Below are 18,579 nucleotides of genomic sequence, written 5' to 3' on the forward strand. Positions count from 1 at the left end.
CCCCGGGACAGCAGGGGGTGCTGGCGGACAACGACGGGCACTACTACATCACCAGTGGCGGGAAGACCTACCCCGCGCGTTTCGACAAAGACAACGGCACGTGGCGCGTCTGGCAGGCCGATAACGCGTACCGGCCTCAGTATCCGGTCAGGCTCGATGCCCAGGGCAACTGGCAGGTCCACAACGATGTCGGCCTCAGGGGCGGTATGAATCCGGCAGGCGCGGGGCCGTCCGGACTCCAGCGGCCCCAGCCGTTCGAGCGGGCCTACCAGATCTCGACGTCGACCGGCACGCCCCCCTCCACCGAGATGCTGCAAACGCTCAATCCGTCGACGTGGACATCCGCAGCGGATCGCTTACTCGACGACACGGAGTTCACCCAAAAGTACCGTACCGCATTCGACCGTCTTCCCATCGCACAACGACAAGCCCTCAGAGCCTGGACGCATCTGGATACGAGTGCCGGCTACTCATCGGACAGTTCCTACGAAGGTATCAATTTCGAGCTCAATCTGGAGTTACGCAGTCGCACCCATGAGGCCGACACCACCATACGCGCCCAGGCGTTACAGGCTGGTCTGGGCGGGCTACCGAAGCCCTCCGACGAAAGCCGCCTGCTTCGCATCGCCGACGTTCGCTCCGACTATGCAAGCAAGTTTGCACCGGGCGACTATGTGACCAATTCGCCAGCTTTCATGTCCGCATCCAGTGAGAACTTCTACCCGTTCTCGACGCTGTTGCATAACGAGATGACAGAGGACGCGGGACCCGGAAGTGCATTCGCGCTTTACGACATTCAGTCGAAGTCGGCGACGCCCTTCCTGGTCAACATCACCACTTTGGCCAAAGGCGAACGCGAATGGCTATTCCGGCCGAACACAGTATTCAGAGTTGAGGAAATTGCTACGGCAACATCTCGGGATGGAACGACGGTTCCCCGTATCGGCGTGCGTCTGGCCGAGGTCCCGATTACCACGCCTACCTACGCAAAGAACATCCACACGGGTGTGCAGGAACTGGTCTATCCACCGGCTACGTCGCCCACCTATACACCGCTCCAGCCGACCAGATCACCTTCGCTCCAGATCCCGCCGCGGCCGGCCCCCGACGAGCCACCACCACCTGCGCATGGCGATCCAAACCAGCCGGGGTGAAGTCCATGACACAAACTCGAACGTGCTATTGAGCTGCTGCGTCAGCATATGAGGCATGCAGCTATCGCCGGAGAGTTGGGGATCTCGTCGCAGCGCGTGTATCAGATCGCTTCTGAAGGGGGAATGGGTTTGGGTCGTCGCGGCACGAAGCCGCACGACGTTCTGCTCGTTCTCGTCGTTGTTCCTCGACAGATGATTCCAGTTGGACAGCGTCTTCGTGTCGTATGCGTCGAACAATCGCCGGCTGCCGCTGCACAGGCGGCGGCGCGTCGGGAAGCGGGAAGGTGTCGCAGGGCGAGTCGCGACGCTGCTCGGTCAGTGTGACGCTGGCAGTGCCAGCCAGTGGAAGTTGTCATATCAGTGCTCCTGTTCCATGCAGGGTAAAGAGCCCGCGCGATCCGGGGCTCGCGGATGGGCATCAATCGTGATGCATGCATGGGAGACCACCCCAGGTACAACCCTGGGTGTCATTCTTGTATGACGACGCGTTGCATACCGTGCCAGGGCGAAGTTCATGACAGGACGTGAGCGCTTCAGTTAACATGGGAAAGCTGCGGGCGCGAGTCAATTCAAGGGCAGAGCAACCGGTGTAAGTGACAGGTAAGTTGCTGGCGTTATCCTGGCTGCAATCTGGCAACGGGTTGCACAGATGACGAAGTGCCGCATGCGCGCCTCCGTTGTCCGTGGATCAGGAGACACGCGCCGCGTCATTACGCGCCGCACGACAGGCGCGCCACCTGCGCGCCGGCACAGGTTTTACGTTTCATCTTCACCAAGGGGTTGTCGATGTCTGCGATTGAATCGGTTCTTCAGGAACGCCGTGTTTTCCCGCCCTCCGCTGAAGCAGCGGCTGGCGCGACTATCTCCGGTATGGACGCATACCGGGCGCTTGCCGCCGAAGCGGAGCGCGATTACGAGGGTTTCTGGGGGCGCCTCGCTCGCGAGACGCTAAGCTGGAACAAGCCCTTCACCAAGGTGCTCGACGAATCGAAGGCGCCGTTCTACACGTGGTTCGAAGACGGCCTGCTGAACGCGTCGTATAACAGCATCGACCGTCATGTCGAAGCCGGCAATGGCGAGCGCGTTGCGATCATCTTCGAAGCGGACGACGGCACCGTCACCAACGTCACCTATAACGACCTGCTGCAACGCGTGTCGCGCTTTGCGAACGCGCTGAAAAAACGCGGCGTGAAGAAGGGCGATCGCGTCGTGATTTACATGCCGATGTCGATCGAAGGCATCGTCGCGATGCAGGCGTGCGCGCGGATCGGCGCCACGCATTCGGTGGTGTTCGGCGGCTTTTCGTCGAAGTCGCTCAACGAGCGCCTGGTGGATGTGGGCGCCGTCGCGCTCGTTACGTCCGACGAACAGATGCGCGGCGGCAAGGCATTGCCGCTGAAAAACATCGCCGACGAAGCCCTCGCCATGGGCGGCTGCGATGCGGTGAAGAGCGTGATCGTCTACCAGCGCACCGGCGGCAAGATCGCATGGAACGATAGCCGCGATCTGTGGATGCACGAACTCGCGCAGGCCGAATCGGATCAATGCGCGCCCGAGTGGGTCGGCGCCGAGCATCCGCTTTTCATCCTGTATACGTCGGGTTCGACCGGCAAGCCGAAGGGCGTGCAGCACAGCACCGGCGGCTATCTGCTGTGGGCCGCGCAGACGCTGAAGTGGACTTTCGACTGGAGGCCCACGGATGTGTTCTGGTGTACCGCCGACATCGGCTGGATCACCGGCCACAGCTACATTACGTATGGTCCGTTGACGCTCGGCGGCACTCAGGTCGTGTTCGAAGGCGTGCCGACCTATCCGAACGCCGGCCGCTTCTGGGACATGATCGCCAAGCACAAGGTCTCGCTGTTCTACACGGCGCCGACCGCGATCCGCTCGCTGATCAAGGCCGCGGAAGCGGACCAGAAAGTGCATCCGAAGAGCTACGACCTGTCGACGCTGCGCATCATCGGCACGGTCGGCGAGCCGATCAATCCGGAAGCGTGGGTGTGGTATCACGAGAACGTCGGCGGCGGCCGTTGCCCGATCGTCGATACGTGGTGGCAAACCGAAACCGGCGGCCACATGATCACGCCGCTGCCGGGCGCGACGCCTTTGGTGCCGGGCTCGTGCACGCTGCCGCTGCCAGGCATCATGGCGGCTGTGGTCGATGAAACCGGCCAGGACGTGCCCAACGGGCAGGGCGGTATTCTGGTGATCAAGCGCCCGTGGCCGTCGATGCTGCGCAATGTGTGGGGCGATCCGGAGCGCTACCAGAAGAGCTACTTCCCCGAAGAACTCGGCGGCAAGCTCTATCTCGCCGGCGACGGTGCGGTACGCGACAAGGAAACCGGCTACTTCACGATCATGGGCCGCATCGACGACGTGCTCAATGTGTCCGGCCACCGCCTCGGCACGATGGAGATCGAATCGGCGCTGGTGTCGAACCCGATCGTGGCTGAAGCGGCCGTGGTGGGCCGTCCCGATGCGACCACCGGCGAAGCCGTGTGCGCGTTCGTCGTGCTCAAGCGCGCGCGTCCTGAAGGCGAAGAAGCGGTGAAGCTCGCCAACGAACTGCGCAACTGGGTCGCCAAGGAGATCGGTCCGATCGCCAAGCCGAAGGACATCCGCTTCGGCGAGAATCTGCCGAAGACGCGTTCGGGCAAGATCATGCGCCGCCTGTTGCGCTCGCTCGCGAAGGGCGAAGAGATCACGCAGGACGTGTCCACGCTGGAGAACCCGGCAATTCTCGATCAGCTCGGCGAGTCGCTCTGAGCTTAGGTTGGCCTGGGTTTGCAGCAAGGGTATGTCGACTGATGTGCCTTTGAGCGGGCCCAGGTATCGACCACTTAAGTCAGGCAGTAAAGGCCACCGCGCGGACAATCCCGATTGCCTGCCCGGTGGCTTTTTGATACATAGGCGCATGGCTGCGCCGCACCCCACCTCTCACGCTACACTCAATCCCGCGCCCGAACCCCCTGCGGTCTCGGCAGCGATGGCGCGCGCGCATCAGGAGTACTGGCGCTTCAATCTTGCGTTGATCGCGACGCTGATGACGGTGGGCTTCGTGGTGTCGTTCGTTTTGCCGCTGTTCGCGCCGGCGTTGGAGCAGGTGCGCTTCATCGGTTTCAGATTGCCGTTCTACTTCGGTGCGCAAGGGGCGATTCTGATCTACGTCGCGTTGATCGTCGTTTATATCGTGCTGATGCAGCGCGCCGATCGCCGTCTGCAACGCGCTTTCGATGCGGATGCTAGTGCCAGCAGTGCCAGCAATGCCAGTGCCAATTCCACCGCGCCCGCTGCGCGCGGAAGCTGAACCGATGAAGCTCACGAACCGGCTGATCCGCTCATACGCGCTCTATACGCTCGGCTTCCTGCTATTCATCTATGTGATGTGGCGCATTGAGCGGGTCACCGGCTCCGGTGTGTGGATCGGCTATGTGTTCCTGTTCGTGCCGATCGCGGTGTATGCGGTGATCGGGTTGCTATCGCGTACTTCCGACCTCGTCGAATACTACGTAGCCGGGCGGCGCGTGCCGTCCTTCTTCAACGGCATGGCGACAGCGGCCGACTGGTTGTCCGCAGCATCGTTCATCGGCCTTGCCGGGTCGATCTATGCGACCGGATATGACGGTCTCGCGTACCTGATGGGCTGGACCGGCGGCTATTGCCTCGTCGCGTTCCTGCTTGCGCCGTACGTGCGCAAACTCGCGCGCTACACGATTCCCGACTTTCTCGGCACGCGCTTTTCGAGCAACGCGGTGCGTGGACTCGCTGCGTTAGCGGCGATCCTGTGCTCGTTCGTCTATCTGGTTGCGCAGATTCAGGGCGTCGGTTTGATCGCGACGCGTTTTATCGGCGTGGATTTCGCGGTCGGCATTTTCTGCGGACTCGCGGGCATTCTCGTGTGTTCGTTTCTGGGCGGCATGCGTGCCGTGACGTGGACCCAGGTCGCGCAATACATCATCCTGATCGCGGCGATTCTGATTCCCGTGTCGATGATCGCGCATAAGGATGGCCTCGGCTGGGTGCCGCAGTTCAATTACGGCCGCTTGATGGAACGCGTCGAAGGCCTGGAAAAGCAGGTGCGCGACGCGCCGCTCGAGCAGACCGTACGCGACGATTATCGACAGCGCGCCGCGCTGATGCAGATGCGGCTCGATACGTTGCCGCAATCGTTCGTTGACGAGAAGCTGCGCCTCACCCAGGAAGTCGCGGACTTGCGCCGCCACAATGGCCCGCTGCGCGAGATCAAGGAACGCGAGCGGGCGCTCGAACAATTTCCACGCGATGCCGCCGCCGCACAGATCGTCTGGACCCAACGCCGCGACGAGATGCTGATGCGCGCGGCCGCGCCGGTGCCGATGCACGAGCCGTTTCCTGTCACAAGCGAAGAAGACCGGCGCACCCATGAACGCAATTTCCTGTCGCTGCTGCTGTGCCTGTCGCTTGGCACGGCCAGCCTGCCGCACATCCTGACGCGCTACAACACGACGACCTCGGTGGCTTCAGCGCGACGCTCGGTTGGCTGGACGTTGTTCTTCGTCGCGCTGTTCTATCTGACGGTGCCCGTGCTGGCGGTGCTGATCAAGTACGAGATATTGACCAACCTGGTCGGTCATCACTTTGCCGATTTGCCGCAGTGGCTCACGCAGTGGCGCAAGGTCGAGCCGAGTCTGATCAGCCTTGCCGATACGAATGGCGACGGCATCGTGCGCTGGAGCGAGATCCAGATGCAGCCGGATATGGTCGTGCTCGCCGCGCCCGAGATCGCGGGCCTGCCGTATGTGATGTCAGGGCTGATCGCGGCCGGTGCGCTGGCTGCGGCGCTTTCAACCGCGGATGGCTTGCTGCTGACCATCGCTAATGCGCTATCGCACGACGTCTACTACCACATGGTCGATCCGGCCGCATCGAGCCAGCGGCGCGTGACGATCTCGAAGATTTTGTTGCTTGGGGTGGCGTTGTTCGCCTCGTATGTGGCGTCGCTGAATACGGGGAATATTCTGTTTCTGGTGGGGGCGGCGTTTTCACTGGCGGCTTCGAGCCTGTTTCCGGTGCTGGTGCTGGGCGTGTTCTGGAAGCGCACCACGCGGCTCGGGGCGGTGGCGGGCATGGTGGCGGGGCTGGTGGTGTGCATTTATTACATCGTGTCGACGTATCCGTTCTTCACGCAGATGACGGGTTTCGCGGGCGCACGGTGGTTCGGGATCGAGCCGATCAGCTCAGGCGTGTTCGGCGTGCCGGCGGGGTTTCTGGTGGCGATTGGAGTGAGTCTGGTCGACCGGAAACCGGACGCCTATACGAGGGCGCTGGTGGACTACATCCGGCATCCTTAGGCGGTTTTGCGCATGAGTGTGGCGCAGGGCGCGAAGTTTGCTATAATTCGGCTCCCCGCCGGAGAGATGGATGAGCGGTTTAAGTCGCACGCCTGGAAAGCGTGTATAGGTTAATAACCTATCCGGGGTTCGAATCCCCGTCTCTCCGCCAGTCTTCACCCAAGTGCTTGAGCAGCTTGGAAAATCCCGAAAAATCAATGGCTTCGATTCCTGCGGTCCACGAAGAGTGGTACACAACGGACTCGGAGAACATGAAAAAAACACCGGGACTGGTGCGCCGAGATGGCACCTACTATGCGCGCAAGCGTGTGCCCAAGCTGCTTGTAGACGGCGTTGGCAAGCGCGAAATCAAGATAAGCTTGGATACCAAGAATCTGGATGAGGCCCGCGCAAAACTGCCCGCCGCACTCATTGAAATCCACAAACAGCTTGCAGCAGCGACCAATATCGCGGACGCCGTCGGTGCACCTGCCGAGGAAGTCGGTCGTGGCGTCCTTGAGCAAATTGCCCGCGCGTGGTTCGCCCCACGCTGGCGTGCCACGGGTGATTCCCTCTGGAAGCCGACCCCGGCCGGAATGACCGCCGAGGACGCGTTGTGCAACATCGATCCCGAACTCGCCCGTTTGACACCACCTGACGAAGCGACGTTTGGCGAGTACCTGCATCAGGCGCGCGGCCTGCTCGCGGCAGCCGGGTATGCCGAGCCGTCGGGGAGCAGCGTCGAAGTTCTGGCACAGTTCATGGTCCGTGGCGAAATCGAGTGCCTCAACAGGAGCCGTCGGTTCTTGGTCGATGGTCGGCTCTACGATGCAATCGAAGACCCCCTCTATCGGCCCGTAGCGGGCTCCTATGAGGGCGTCGCGCGTGCGGGTGCGGATACCGTCCCGAACGGCATCACGATCGACGAGGCGATCAGGCTATTCGAGAACGACACGCAGCGCTCGAAGCTCAGCAAGAAAAACCTCAATGGCTATCAGCATAGTTTCAAGCTGCTACGGGAGATCGTCGGTGGCGACTCGCTGTTGAGTGCGGTGACCCGAGAGCACGCCCGAAAAGTGCAGCAAGTGTTCGCGCATTTGCCGACGAATGCGACGAAGCGGTTTCCGGGCATGACGCTGGTGCAAGCCGCACAGCACGCCGAAAAGAGCGGCCTCCCGCCGATTTCTGCGAAGACGGCCGAAGTCCAGCTTGGCAATTTTTCGAGCTTCTTTAGTTGGGCGGTCCGGGAGCACCTCATCGAAAGAACGCCTGCCGCCGGGTTGCAGCCGCTGCAAGAGAAGCGCAGCAAGGACGAGGGCCGCCAGCCGTTCAGTGATGCCGACCTTGTAAAGCTGTTCTCCGCCGATCTGTTTCGTGAGCCATATCGTCGTCTTGCCCCCAAGTTGCTGGGGCGACACTGGGTGCCATTGCTCGCGCTCTACCATGGCGCGCGGATGAACGAGCTATGCCAACTGGAAGTAGCAGACGCTGGCGTGACAGATGGCATTCCGTTCCTCCACATCCGGGAAGAAAGCACCGCTGACGAGGAAAAGCACCTAAAGACCCGGAACTCGGAGCGCGTCATTCCCATTCACCCGGTTCTTCAGCAGCTTGGGTTCGTCGAGTACGTTGAAGCGACGCGCAAGGCGGGACATGCGCGCTTGTTCCCGAGCTTGACGAAAAGCGCCACGGGCTACTATTCCGACAATTTCTCAAAATGGTTCGGCCGGTTCTGCGATAAGTGCGGCGTGACCGACAGCCGGCTTGCCTTCCACTCGTTCCGGCATGGCTTCAGAGACGCTGCTCGCGCGGCCGACATCCCGCGTGACGTAGCTCAGGCATTGGGCGGTTGGTCCGACGGCGGCGACTCCACAAGCGAGGACTACGGGAAAGGCTACACACTAAGCCGCAAGGCCTCCGAGCTTGCCAAGATTCGTTTCCCTGCCGTCGAACGACTGCTCCCGTTGCAGCGGGAGCGTAACGACGGATAAACCGAGAGCACGGCGGCGCGCGGCTGGACAATCGCAGCGCCGTGCCCGCGTTCGTAACGGGGTGAGTCGTCTATTCGCCGCTGGGTGGTCTGTGGGACCACTCAGCCTGGTCTGTGAGACCGTTCGGCCAATTTGGCCGGCTACAAGTTACGTCACACGCGACCGTCTATACTGCCGAACCTACGTCAGAAGTGATAGCGAAAGTTGCGTCACCGGCGACCCCAAGAAAAACGCATCCTAGAACTACACATGCCTAATAGAAAGACACATGACTGTGCGTCGCAGCTTTCGCCGCTCGCACGGCTCTTTCCTTTAAAAGAAAAATCCGGATGCTTCGCATCCCGAAGAATGGCTCCGCTTTGCTCCGCCATTCAAACAAATCTCAATGCAGATGAAATTTTGAAACTGGTTTCAACTAAATTTTCTTGTGCTCATTATCCGCAGGGCGATAGGATGAGTGCGCCCTGCTTGGACTTATCGCAGGCAAAAAAAAGCCCGAGTCGGACTCACGATCCTATCGGGCAAATATCTTTTTAAGCCCGGTCAGTATGACGAAGACGGGCGAAAATGACAATGACTAAAGCCCATCATGAGTACCGCAACCCGCTTCGAAACCATCGCCGAATACATTGATAATGGCTACCGTGTGCGCCCGCTCGCCCGGTCCGGCCTTAGCGCAGTCGATCAGCGCAACGTGTACGACTATGTTGCGCGTGACATCGCCCCTCACCACCCGCCTATCGTCGTGCGCGAATTGCTGTATCTCCTACGCTTCACAGTCGGCATGCGCAAGACCTCTTACGCGCATGGCGCACATCGTAGTTCGCGAGGCAGGGTGGCCCCCCGGTTGATCGCCCCGCCAAACGGCGCATCGGTACGTACCACGCAGCGCGTACGCGACACTATCGTGGACCTGGGATGGTTTGAGTGCGAGAGGACTGGGCGTTGTAGCGGCCGGCCTAACGAATACTCCCCTTCCGAAGATTTTCTTACTGCGGCGACTGAAAAGAGGAGCGATGCAGTTTATGGAGACATTGACGCCCTCACGATTGTGCTGGAATACGAGCGCCTTGTTGACCACGGCGGGCATCTGACGGCATCCCAGTTTGCCTGCGCGCTCTGGTGCGTTTACTCGCTCCGATCCACTGTCACGAAGCAATATCCCGACCGATTTGCTAGCTGGGACGACCTGCTTGAAGGAAAGCGGAGTCGCCAGGGTAGATTGATCTTTCCGGCGATCAAACTCGGCCGCACCACGTTGAAGAAGGCATTTGGTGAACTGGCTGAGGACGAGTTCGTGTCGATCAGGCATCGACCGGGGCTGCCGTCAGTTTTTAGACTGAACACGGCAGAGGCGGCGCTTTCGAAAGTTCGAGGTCAGCGGCCGCGAAGACAAACGATCGGTGTCGTGGGACAGGGCGGCGTGGTGGCGTCGGCGAGCGTGCCCGACTCGACTGATCAGCATATCGAAAACCTTGTACCAAATCGGGCCCTGCACGATTTAAGACGAGACGTGCCCCTCGTGTGGCTTCGGCGTGTCTGGCGCGCTGGTGTTCGCCGACGTGATCCTGACTATGCCGAGCACTACATGCTTCGGAACAGCGAGGAGCGTAGGCAGGCGGAGATATTGGTCCCCGTGCTCCGCGATTACGACGTCTGCACCGAAGTGGACCAGCGGCGGTTCCTGCTTTTTGCCGCTGCAAATAGTACCCATGAGATGTGGAACCGAGTGACGCATCTTTGTGATTATCCCGAGGTCTTCGATTCGCTTCTTGCGCAGTTCCATCACGAGAAGACGGAGCAGGCCGCATAGTTGCTGGAGGAGAAATGCGAAATCGCGTGCGTGTTCGTTTTACTGCCCCGGACGACGCAAGCCGGGCATACGAATCGGATAGCATTGCATCTGCGGCGCAAGCGCTTAACGTAGGCGTGCGGAGCTTGGCTGCTGCGTTGCCAAGGCAGACGGGGGAGTCGCGTTTGTATCGCGGATGGTTGATCGAGCGCCTGGATGATCCGCCTCGTCGGCGTACCGAGATGGCCGAAATCGAGAACTGGGCGCATGTCATGGCACTGGGGGACGCCGAGCAGGCCGTCCTCGCTCGGGACAGGCAAGAGGTCACTTCGTTAGATGACAAGTGTGTCGATGACGCAATCGCTTACGAGTACAAGGAGAGGTACGCTTCGTATCTCGCCACAGCAGTCATTGAAGAGATTCACTGGCGCACCGGCCATGAGACGACCCGAAGCCGGCCGGGTATCGCTGCTGAGCCGTCGGTGTCAGCCAATGAACGACATGCGGGAACGCCGGCTATCCGTCAAAGGAAGCGTCCGGACCGTTCATAACCCGTCGTGCCTGTCTGGCCCGTTGGCTGACCGCAACCGCGCGGTGCCGGCTTCGGTCGCGGCGGTATCGCGGAGTGCCTCGCCTTCAACCATCAAGCGCCAGGTCTTCAACAAGTTCTCGTATCAGGCGTTGCCGGTGCTCAGGTAGTTGTCGAAAGCACCGGATCAGGTCCACTTCCTGCGTTGTTAGCACCGAATTGTCTGATTCGCGCGGCCGGTGCTTCGCCCGACCCTCGCTGGGCACCTTGACGCCGAAACGGAGCCAAGTCTCGGGCACATCGAGCCATTCCGCCAACGTTCTGATCTTGTTGGCGGTCGGCCGAGCCTTGCCGGTCAGCCATTTTTGCGCGGCCTGCGGCGTGATTGGCTCGCCAAGATAGCGAAGGTTGAACTGCACGGCGAGTTCAGACGCGGTGGCGGCCGGCTTGGGGCTTCGCCGCAGTGCTTGTTTGAGGCGCTTTGAAAACGCTTGCTTGTCGTCCAGTTCTCGCATGCGGCGAGGATGCGATAAACACCCGCCCAGCAGAGAACCAGAAAGTTGATGAGACGAACCGTGTGGTTTAAAGTGACCTCGCGCGTGCCAGGTGTCGTTGGATTTTGAAACCGGTTGCACAGCGGCGCGCACGGACATTGGCAAGCCTTGCATACAACAAATTGAGAAGAGAATGGCATTCACATCGACCACACGGAAATACGCGGTTACTCTTGGGATGATTCTGGCGTGTGCCTCAACTGGCGTCCTAGCCAAGACGCCGACGAAAAAGGGATCACCCCCGGCCGCCGTCTGGGACAAGGAGCCCACATCATTTCTCGGGTTCGACTTGGGAAAGCCGCTGCGCAGTGATATCCCAACGTGCCCCGCGAGCGTCCGTGAATTCGCGGCCACGGGGGCGGCGTGCCTCCAAGGCGCTGATGGTGACCGCGTAAGAGACGTTTGGTTTGGCCCTAACCTCGGTATCCCCTACAGCGACTCGATCCTGTTGCAGGACGGCAAGGTTGCCTCCGTTACGCTAAAGACCCCGGCTGATAACTACGACGCACTCAAGCGCATGCTGGTTACTCGCTACGGGCCGCCGACCAAGACATCTGTCGCTTCCGTCCAGAGTATGGCTGGGGCCGAATTGATCTCGGAGGAGAACGAATGGGACGGCCCTCGCGTGAGCATTCGACTACGTCAGCGATACGGCCAGATCGACCAGTCTGTGGTCACCGTGGATGCCAAGGCACTTATGAAGGTCTTCGTGGACGAAATGCACGCGAAGGAAAACGGCGCGGCGTCGAAGCTTTGATATTTGCAGGTTGGTTCCCGGGTGTGGAGTCACCCAGGGGCGCTCCTCGATGTCGCCAGTACGGCGACTGGCGAACACGTCGAACCGACGGAGCCCCCGCTCGAACTCCGGGCTCAGGAGAAAGCAGCAAAAGGCTGCCTATAGGCAACAGCTGAGCAATGACAGGCAGAAGAGTTCGTCGGATTGCTTCTGTGCCTGTTTTTGAAACCGGTTGCACGTGCCTGACGGACAGGCCCACAACCTGAACTCCTTTACCTATATGCCTAGGCAACGCATCACCATTCATGAAACTCACGACGGCGCGACTGGCAGTATTTGTCGCTGGGGAGGCCGTGGTGACATTGAACCCGTCGTGCATCGCTTCCAGTTCGTCACGCTTGCCTTCGACAATCCGCAGACGGTGTTCCGCCTGCCCCAGTGGCGCTGGCCAGTCACGCGGCCGTATAACGGGTTCAGCGGGGGTGCTCGCATCCGGGGCTGGCAACTGAACCGCTTCTACCGACAGAACGGGTGGCTTCACTACGACGACGTGTGTTCGGTCACGGGCACGGCTGGCGGCGTGGGACTGCACGACGAGGACTATTTGCGGCCGTGGACCGCATACCCCGTCTCGAAGCGCGCACACACGCTGATTCACACGCGCGCTCGCTTTTCGAGAGCGTGGACCGACTTTCTCGCTAACGAGGCTTTGCCCGACACGTGGGCCAAGACTCTTTCACCTGATGGCGGCGTCTCGATCGCCGATCGAGGTTGTGATGTCGTCCACTTGCTCGAACACGCGCCGCATCCGGAATGGGTCGTCGTCCCCGAAAACGAATTCGACCGCCGATGAACCGGTGCGGCACAGGTTAGGTCTGCCGCCAGTGCACCACATCACAGGTGGGCCGACCTGCCTGCTACAGCCTCATTACCACGACGACATCTCAAACTACGGAGCAACACGATGAGATTGACCAAAGTTCTTTTCCCTCGATTGCTTGCTGCCAGCTTCACTGCCGCATTGCTGGGCGCCTCGACTGGTTGCCTCGCGAAAGTGACTTTTTTTTCGTGTGATCTAGAAGCGGGATCGAACGGTCCTGCGCGACATTTCGACTATGCGTATGACGATCAAGCCGGAACCGTCAGCTATGACCTCATCAACGTTGGAATAAGGCGCCACGACCGCGCACACGAAACACCGGATTCACTGGATTTTTCAGCAGGCAGCATTGCGCATTCAATCAACCGGGTCACTCTGGCCATTACAGAGACCTACTCAGGTTTGCCTGATCAGACTAACGGCCGTTGTTCGGTTGTGAAGGCAGCGCCGGGCGCGCAGTTCTAAGGAACGAGACGGCCGAGGCTAGTCTACCGACCAGCCGTTCGATGACTTGTCCAAAATCGTCCGTTTTTGAACATCTACCGACGAGATGTCTAAAAGCCTGCCCAGCGCCCGCGACACCCTCCTAATGTTTTGCTCATCGTTTTCGGACATGGAGCTGGGCCGATCAATCGAGTTTTTGCCCAGCAGCGCAGCAGACTTCGCTACGGTTTTGGGTGTGGCTAGACTACAGCGCGCCGCGCGTCGGTCCCAGTTCGGCCAGGGGCCGACTTTCGATGCGGTGGGATAGCTGACCGCTTCAGACCAGGTTTGTGACATTCCGCAGGTAACGGCGGATGGCGGCGTCTGCGCCGAGCTGGAGCTCTCGAACCACCACGGACGCTGCCTGTAGTTCGCTCGGCCGTCACGGACCCGTCGCAGGCGACACCTCATTGTTCTGTGGCAGTGTCTGCCAGGCGCAATGGGGCGTCATGTTCCGGCCACAAAGCCACGAAGTGGTGCGTCTTTTCGCTTACGGCGGCTACCGAACATGGGAGAATCCGTCTTCAAAAGGGGGAACACCAAACGTGCAACGACATGTCGTCAACACCGTGGAAGAGGCTGTCGATCTGGCTCTTTGTTTCAAGGAAGAGGGCCGGTACGATTGGTTCCGGGGTCAACTGCAGGCCAATTGGACGCCAGCATCGTCGATGGAGCGGGCCATCCGGCAAGGCGAGTCGCCGGAGCTTCTGGAGCAACGACTGATGCGCTTCCTGGGTTGGGCGCGCACAGTACGCTCACTGAGCTATCTCGCCGATCCCGTGAATCGTGATCAGTTGTTCGCGGTACTTCAGCATTACGGCTTCCCAACCTGCTACATCGATTTCAGCACTGAACCCGGAATCGCGGGCTTCTTTGCTTCCGATTGCAAGGAGCCACCGGCGCCGGGGACCCCCTCGGCCATTTTTTGCCTGGATACGACTGACCTGCGTCGCTTCTATGATGAGTACATAACGCCGCACTGCAACGAGGAGTCAGAACAGTTGCAGATCGACCTAGTCTCGGTAAACGTCGATAACCTGTGGCGACTTCAGGCCCAGGCCGGCCATTTCGTATTCGCCAACCACGACTGGTACCGCTTCTATGACTTGGACCGGATCGAGTTCCCCTGGACCGGATATCCCTCGTTCCCGCCGAAGAACCGGATCTATCCTGAACACCGTAGTTTCTTGGAACAGTTGCTGGACAACTATTTCGAAGACGAACGTCGTGACCTGAACCGTGAGAATTTCCTGCGAGAACAACACGAGCGGGTGGCATCCGGCCAGCCGGTGTTCAAACAGATTATCATCCGTTCGAACGGATACGACGCCGTCGTGTTCGACACCCCACCGCAGGAGCTGCCGAGCTGGAGCGAGGAGGTCCTGAAGTCCTGGCTGGAAATGCCGGCCGAATCGTTCCACGAGGCGGTGGGCCTCCGACAGACCATCACCCTGCGAAACGGCTCCAACGTGCCGTTACCGGGCAAGCAACTTGCCTACGGCATTTCCACCGCGATACGCCACGACACCTCGTTGCGCCGGCGTGCGGTGCAATGGGAGTTGCTGGGCCTGCCGGATGCGGTGAACCGTGAGCGGCTGGAGGCACTGGTGCGCGAAGCATGGAACGGCATGCGACGCCTTCCCTACACCGACGAGGACATCGCCTTCGCTTGCGGCGCCCTGCTTGAACTGTGCGCTCAGCCAGGTTGCCTGTCGCGTGATGGTAGCGAGATTCGCGAAGCATTCCGAGCTTTGTGCTCCGATGCTATGGAAGTTGAATTTGGCGCAAGAGGCGACACCGGGTCGCGGGGCTACTGTTCCGCGGAGCGCCTGCGCCAGGTCATCAGCCCGGCATGGGCCAAAGCGCGGTCCTCGGACACGTCGGCCAGCAACCCCGGCGCTGCCTTGCGCCTCTGCCGTCTGCCGCAGCGGATGCTGGACTTCCCCGGCTTCGCTAAGCTGTTCGGGCGCGAGCTGATTCCTTCGCAATTGGCCTGCGGGCGATCGTTGGTTCATTTCAATCCCGCTAGGCTGGACGTCTTCGGGTTGCCCTGAACCAGAATCTTGCGCAAGCCTCAGCGCTTTTCGGCGGCTACTCAAACTGCCTTCTGATAGCGTAGGTTCGTTTCGAGGCCGAGGAACCGGTGTGCCTTCCGGGTAGTCAAGTCCCAATATTGTGCTTACGCAGCCACGCTCTATGTTCGGTTGAGATGTCCGGGAAAATGGTCGGGTCAGCAGCATAGAGCTGTCTGAATGTCGCCAGGCAATCAGGCGTGTCCGGCTTGCGCTGGGCCAAATCAATCGACGCATCGGCCAATGTCTCGCCCGGTCCGTAGTAGATCGTCTTCATTCCGGCAACCGTTGCGTCCATTTGATCCAGTGCGCCACCTTGAAGCATGCAAATCTTCACCGCTCGGTTTGCGGCCTGTTGCAACTCCGGGGAACTCCAATTCCGATGCGAAATTGCGTCCGCAGTCAACACATCCATTGCAACTGCAACTTCGACCGTTTGCCCCTCGACGTCAAAGCCCGGTGACTCCGTCACGAGCGCAGCCCAGCCGGCAGCAGCGAACAGGACCGTTCCGAGGAGTCCTAGAAGTGAGCTCTGAACGCTATCAAAGCCCAACAGAAATGTGGCGCCAGTCATTAAGCCTGCGATCGCAAGACCCGCAGCACTCCAATAATGTCCGTGGAATAGCGCGGCCAGGCGCAGCGATAGGTGGGGATATCGATTCGCTTTAGGATGCGGAGGAAACAAAAAACTCCGACAAGTTACCTGGAGGATGCGTCGCCAATGGGGCGGCGTATCCCTACCGCCGCCGGCCTCGCCCGAGCGCATGGTGCTGGCAAGCTGTTGGGTCGGCCCCGTGCGCTCGGCGATAGGCAGGAGGAACTGGCGCGCACGCGGCTTGCGGAAGGGCGGTCCATTGCCGCAATTGCCCGCGAATTGGATACAAGCCGCCAAACGGTCATGCGCCTGCGCGCCCGCTTCGATGAGCAAGCAATTGGCTGACGTAGTATTCCCCTCGTATTGCAACCGGTTGCAAGAGGGGCGGTCCGATTCGGTCTAGATTTTCGGAAATCTGGCGGATGGTGCGACATACAAGAAAGGAGAAGAAAAAGGATGACCAAGTGCGTCGGGGAATTGGGGGCGGTGGACCCGCAAACTATTGGGATGGGTCCGATAGAACGTTGGAGCTTCAAGTTGCTCCGTTGGCTCAAAGCACAGAAACGCACAAAGCGAAAAAGCCCTTTCGAAAATATCATGGACATGGCCCGCGCTATTGCGGATCAAAATCCGGAAGCGTTGCATGATCTAGTGAAATTGGTGCTGCGGCCGGTTCAGGCTGCCGCGATGATTGGTGTAGTGGAAAATGCGGCACACGAAGCACCGGGAAATATCGAGGGTCCAACCTTTTTCTTTGAAGACCGCAACTTCTACGAAAGCGAGCCTTACGAATTCGAGCTTCCTAAAGATCAGTTTCGCGTTCGGCTCGCGACCGACGTCGTGCTGCCCTGGCCGTGGAACCGCCAACGCATCGCAAACGCGCTTGCTGGAATTGGCAACGGAAAGTCCTCCGGGCCATGGAAGCAGGACTTTGCCAATCACCATCTGTCCCTCTGGTTGCCGTGGGGAATAGCGTTTGTTGGAGGCGGCAATCATTCATTGACGGCAGGGATCGTGGCGGGCGAAGGCGAATTGGTGCCTGAGGTCGTGTACGACATGTCAGCTTTGCTGAGTAGGGTGCGTTGCGATGGACAGTATTTCCGCGATACCGAGACTGGTCGCGTGATCGCGCGCGTCATTGATCCACGCATCGCTGCTGTATTTGAAATAGGGCGTCTTATGCAGTCGCGCGGTGTGGTTCCGAATCGTCGCGGGACGGCTCGTTTTGAACCGGTTCTCGACGTGATTTAAGGGGGTGCTGTGGCACGTCATGGGAGTGAGACCGACGGAAATGAAGGCAATCGGCGCTGACGATCACACTGACCATGTGTACTACAGCGTCGATTGCACGGGCTGACATCAAGACGCAATGTCGCGCTTGTGCTCAGTCTCGTCTTGGGGGATTCGCATACGACGCACAGCAATAGCTTTGGCTTTGACTGTGCCAAGCATCTTCTCGACCCACTCTTCGTCAGCGAGCAGTGGGGCAACGTGCTGGTCCGTCAATAGCTGTCTATAACCTATTTGACTGACCAGGGTGGAAATCTCCTTGCGCACAGCCGGTAGATCATTCGGAAGGATTCCACAAGGATCGTGCGTGAACGACTTCAGAGCAGCTTCAACAAGATCGACCGGAATTTCACCGCAAGCAAGAATCTCTTCGGCAACGTCAGCAAGTGGGTCTGGCGCAAACAACCGCTTCCCACCTTCGAACATTTCAAGAAAGTGCTGCCCGACACGATGATCATGGTGAAAAGCCAGCATCTCAACACCGGGCCATCCCTCGAATCCATGACAAAAAGGGAGTTCGACAACCCACGCGCACTGTTCAGTTGGTCTCGGCAACTTCTGTGGCCCAAGAGGTATGTAGTCGTCAAATGGATTTTCAATATTCCTTATGGGATTCGCGGAACGGGGGCAAGGTCACCTTTAGCTTGCGCCGCAACGTGACGAACATAATTGAGTTGATGTTCAGTGATTTTGAAACCGGTTGCAAGCTTGACTGGTACACAGCTGCTGGTACACTGATATTTCGTCAACAGGATCAAGTTGCTGATTTTTATAGGATTTTGATGTTCTGGTAGGCTGTCCCCGTCTCTCCGCCAAAAATGAATGATAAGCCGTTGAATCTAAAAGAGATTCAACGGCTTTTTGTTTTTCAACTCACAAAGCGACTATCAATGCAGTTCGTCCGTGTCGAAAGTCGGGATGGCCGCTACGCTAGCGCATTTTATTCGCGTCAGCTGATCAGCTCGTTAGAGCATCGCTCGTCCGAATCCGGGGCGACAGTCTTATGGCGCGCCACGGCGTGCGTCGCTTGCCGCCCAGTTCGTGCGCATTCTGCGGGAGGAGGACGGAGACTATGTCGACAGGTACAGTGCAGGCTTTGAGCTTGCCCCCGAAAAACGAATCCCTTGCTGAGCAGGTAAACTCAAGCAAGGAGAAGAACGATGACAGGCAAGGCAAAGCGGGCACAGTACA

General features: G+C 59.5%; 15 protein-coding genes, 1 tRNA gene and 1 pseudogene. 14 read left to right on the top strand and 3 right to left on the bottom strand.

Going from position 1 to position 18,579, the window contains the following annotated elements:
* From P3T22_RS32250 to P3T22_RS32285, 8 genes and pseudogenes are all read left to right on the top strand, one after another.
* A pseudogene (locus P3T22_RS32250) lies at positions 1-1,154 on the top strand (hypothetical protein); the annotation flags it as partial.
* 786 nt (positions 1,155-1,940) lie between these two features.
* Positions 1,941-3,923: an acetate--CoA ligase gene (gene acs, locus P3T22_RS32255; RefSeq protein ID WP_063497854.1), complete on the top strand. Its 1,983-nt coding sequence runs from the start codon at positions 1,941-1,943 to the stop codon at positions 3,921-3,923.
* A gap of 148 nt (positions 3,924-4,071) precedes the next feature.
* Positions 4,072-4,464 carry a DUF4212 domain-containing protein gene (locus tag P3T22_RS32260; RefSeq protein WP_429327153.1) on the top strand — a complete coding sequence of 131 codons (393 nt, stop codon included), beginning with the start codon at positions 4,072-4,074 and terminating at the stop codon, positions 4,462-4,464.
* Positions 4,465-4,468: 4 nt separating this feature from the next.
* Positions 4,469-6,487, top strand: a complete 2,019-nt coding sequence (locus tag P3T22_RS32265; RefSeq protein WP_063495375.1) for a sodium:solute symporter family protein — start codon at positions 4,469-4,471, stop codon at positions 6,485-6,487.
* A gap of 60 nt (positions 6,488-6,547) precedes the next feature.
* Positions 6,548-6,638, top strand: a tRNA-Ser gene (locus P3T22_RS32270).
* 25 nt (positions 6,639-6,663) lie between these two features.
* Positions 6,664-8,457, top strand: coding sequence for a DUF6538 domain-containing protein (locus P3T22_RS32275; RefSeq protein WP_429327154.1), 1,794 nt, complete (start codon positions 6,664-6,666; stop codon positions 8,455-8,457).
* Positions 8,458-9,046: 589 nt separating this feature from the next.
* On the top strand, positions 9,047-10,270 hold the full coding sequence (locus tag P3T22_RS32280) for a hypothetical protein (RefSeq protein WP_429327155.1): 1,224 nt from the start codon (positions 9,047-9,049) through the stop codon (positions 10,268-10,270).
* 221 nt (positions 10,271-10,491) lie between these two features.
* Positions 10,492-10,800, top strand: coding sequence for a hypothetical protein (locus P3T22_RS32285; RefSeq protein WP_429327156.1), 309 nt, complete (start codon positions 10,492-10,494; stop codon positions 10,798-10,800).
* Between the two features lie 85 nt (positions 10,801-10,885).
* On the opposite strand, the gene P3T22_RS32290 is transcribed toward P3T22_RS32285, so the two are convergent.
* Positions 10,886-11,431, bottom strand: coding sequence for a transcriptional regulator (locus P3T22_RS32290; protein ID WP_429327157.1), 546 nt, complete (start codon positions 11,429-11,431; stop codon positions 10,886-10,888).
* Between the two features lie 34 nt (positions 11,432-11,465).
* Between P3T22_RS32290 and P3T22_RS32295 the strand changes: the two genes are divergently transcribed.
* The 4 genes from P3T22_RS32295 to P3T22_RS32310 all read left to right on the top strand — a co-directional run bounded on the left by P3T22_RS32295 (position 11,466) and on the right by P3T22_RS32310 (position 15,485).
* Positions 11,466-12,089 (top strand): hypothetical protein, encoded by a 624-nt coding sequence (locus tag P3T22_RS32295; protein WP_429327158.1) that lies wholly within the window; start codon positions 11,466-11,468, stop codon positions 12,087-12,089.
* A 352-nt stretch (positions 12,090-12,441) separates the two neighbouring features.
* Positions 12,442-12,921 carry a hypothetical protein gene (locus P3T22_RS32300; protein WP_429327159.1) on the top strand — a complete coding sequence of 160 codons (480 nt, stop codon included), beginning with the start codon at positions 12,442-12,444 and terminating at the stop codon, positions 12,919-12,921.
* Positions 12,922-13,032: 111 nt separating this feature from the next.
* Positions 13,033-13,413 (top strand): hypothetical protein, encoded by a 381-nt coding sequence (locus P3T22_RS32305; protein WP_429327160.1) that lies wholly within the window; start codon positions 13,033-13,035, stop codon positions 13,411-13,413.
* A gap of 467 nt (positions 13,414-13,880) precedes the next feature.
* Positions 13,881-15,485: an FRG domain-containing protein gene (locus P3T22_RS32310; protein WP_429327161.1), complete on the top strand. Its 1,605-nt coding sequence runs from the start codon at positions 13,881-13,883 to the stop codon at positions 15,483-15,485.
* A 106-nt stretch (positions 15,486-15,591) separates the two neighbouring features.
* Here the strand turns inward: P3T22_RS32310 and P3T22_RS32315 are convergent, their stop codons facing one another.
* Entirely contained in the window at positions 15,592-16,077 is a 486-nt protein-coding gene (locus P3T22_RS32315; RefSeq protein WP_429327162.1) for a hypothetical protein, read from the bottom strand.
* A gap of 147 nt (positions 16,078-16,224) precedes the next feature.
* On the opposite strand from P3T22_RS32315, the gene P3T22_RS32320 reads away from it, so the two are divergent.
* Together P3T22_RS32320 and P3T22_RS32325 are read left to right on the top strand one after the other, a co-directional pair.
* Positions 16,225-16,443 (top strand): helix-turn-helix domain-containing protein, encoded by a 219-nt coding sequence (locus P3T22_RS32320; protein ID WP_429327163.1) that lies wholly within the window; start codon positions 16,225-16,227, stop codon positions 16,441-16,443.
* A 111-nt stretch (positions 16,444-16,554) separates the two neighbouring features.
* The gene (locus tag P3T22_RS32325) at positions 16,555-17,349 is read left to right on the top strand and encodes a DUF6710 family protein (protein WP_429327164.1); all 795 of its coding nucleotides are present in this window, start codon (positions 16,555-16,557) and stop codon (positions 17,347-17,349) included.
* A gap of 108 nt (positions 17,350-17,457) precedes the next feature.
* On the opposite strand, the gene P3T22_RS32330 is transcribed toward P3T22_RS32325, so the two are convergent.
* Positions 17,458-17,862 carry a hypothetical protein gene (locus P3T22_RS32330; protein ID WP_429327165.1) on the bottom strand — a complete coding sequence of 135 codons (405 nt, stop codon included), beginning with the start codon at positions 17,860-17,862 and terminating at the stop codon, positions 17,458-17,460.
* Between the last annotated feature and the right edge of the window lie 717 nt (positions 17,863-18,579).

Source organism: Paraburkholderia sp. GAS348, assembly GCF_050434205.1.
GTDB lineage: Bacteria > Pseudomonadota > Gammaproteobacteria > Burkholderiales > Burkholderiaceae > Paraburkholderia.

Bases quoted from the DNA above. Each gene is read 5' to 3' on its own strand.
- P3T22_RS32320 (WP_429327163.1), top strand. From the start codon at position 16,225: ATGGGGCGGCGTATCCCTACCGCCGCCGGCCTCGCCCGAGCGCATGGT.
- P3T22_RS32315 (WP_429327162.1), bottom strand. From the start codon at position 16,077: ATGACTGGCGCCACATTTCTGTTGGGCTTTGATAGCGTTCAGAGCTCA.
- acs (WP_063497854.1), top strand. From the start codon at position 1,941: ATGTCTGCGATTGAATCGGTTCTTCAGGAACGCCGTGTTTTCCCGCCC.
- P3T22_RS32295 (WP_429327158.1), top strand. From the start codon at position 11,466: ATGGCATTCACATCGACCACACGGAAATACGCGGTTACTCTTGGGATG.
- P3T22_RS32285 (WP_429327156.1), top strand. From the start codon at position 10,492: ATGGCCGAAATCGAGAACTGGGCGCATGTCATGGCACTGGGGGACGCC.
- P3T22_RS32265 (WP_063495375.1), top strand. From the start codon at position 4,469: ATGAAGCTCACGAACCGGCTGATCCGCTCATACGCGCTCTATACGCTC.
- P3T22_RS32280 (WP_429327155.1), top strand. From the start codon at position 9,047: ATGAGTACCGCAACCCGCTTCGAAACCATCGCCGAATACATTGATAAT.
- P3T22_RS32260 (WP_429327153.1), top strand. From the start codon at position 4,072: ATGGCTGCGCCGCACCCCACCTCTCACGCTACACTCAATCCCGCGCCC.
- P3T22_RS32310 (WP_429327161.1), top strand. From the start codon at position 13,881: ATGTTCCGGCCACAAAGCCACGAAGTGGTGCGTCTTTTCGCTTACGGC.
- P3T22_RS32290 (WP_429327157.1), bottom strand. From the start codon at position 11,431: ATGTCCGTGCGCGCCGCTGTGCAACCGGTTTCAAAATCCAACGACACC.
- P3T22_RS32305 (WP_429327160.1), top strand. From the start codon at position 13,033: ATGAGATTGACCAAAGTTCTTTTCCCTCGATTGCTTGCTGCCAGCTTC.
- P3T22_RS32325 (WP_429327164.1), top strand. From the start codon at position 16,555: ATGACCAAGTGCGTCGGGGAATTGGGGGCGGTGGACCCGCAAACTATT.
- P3T22_RS32330 (WP_429327165.1), bottom strand. From the start codon at position 17,862: ATGCTGGCTTTTCACCATGATCATCGTGTCGGGCAGCACTTTCTTGAA.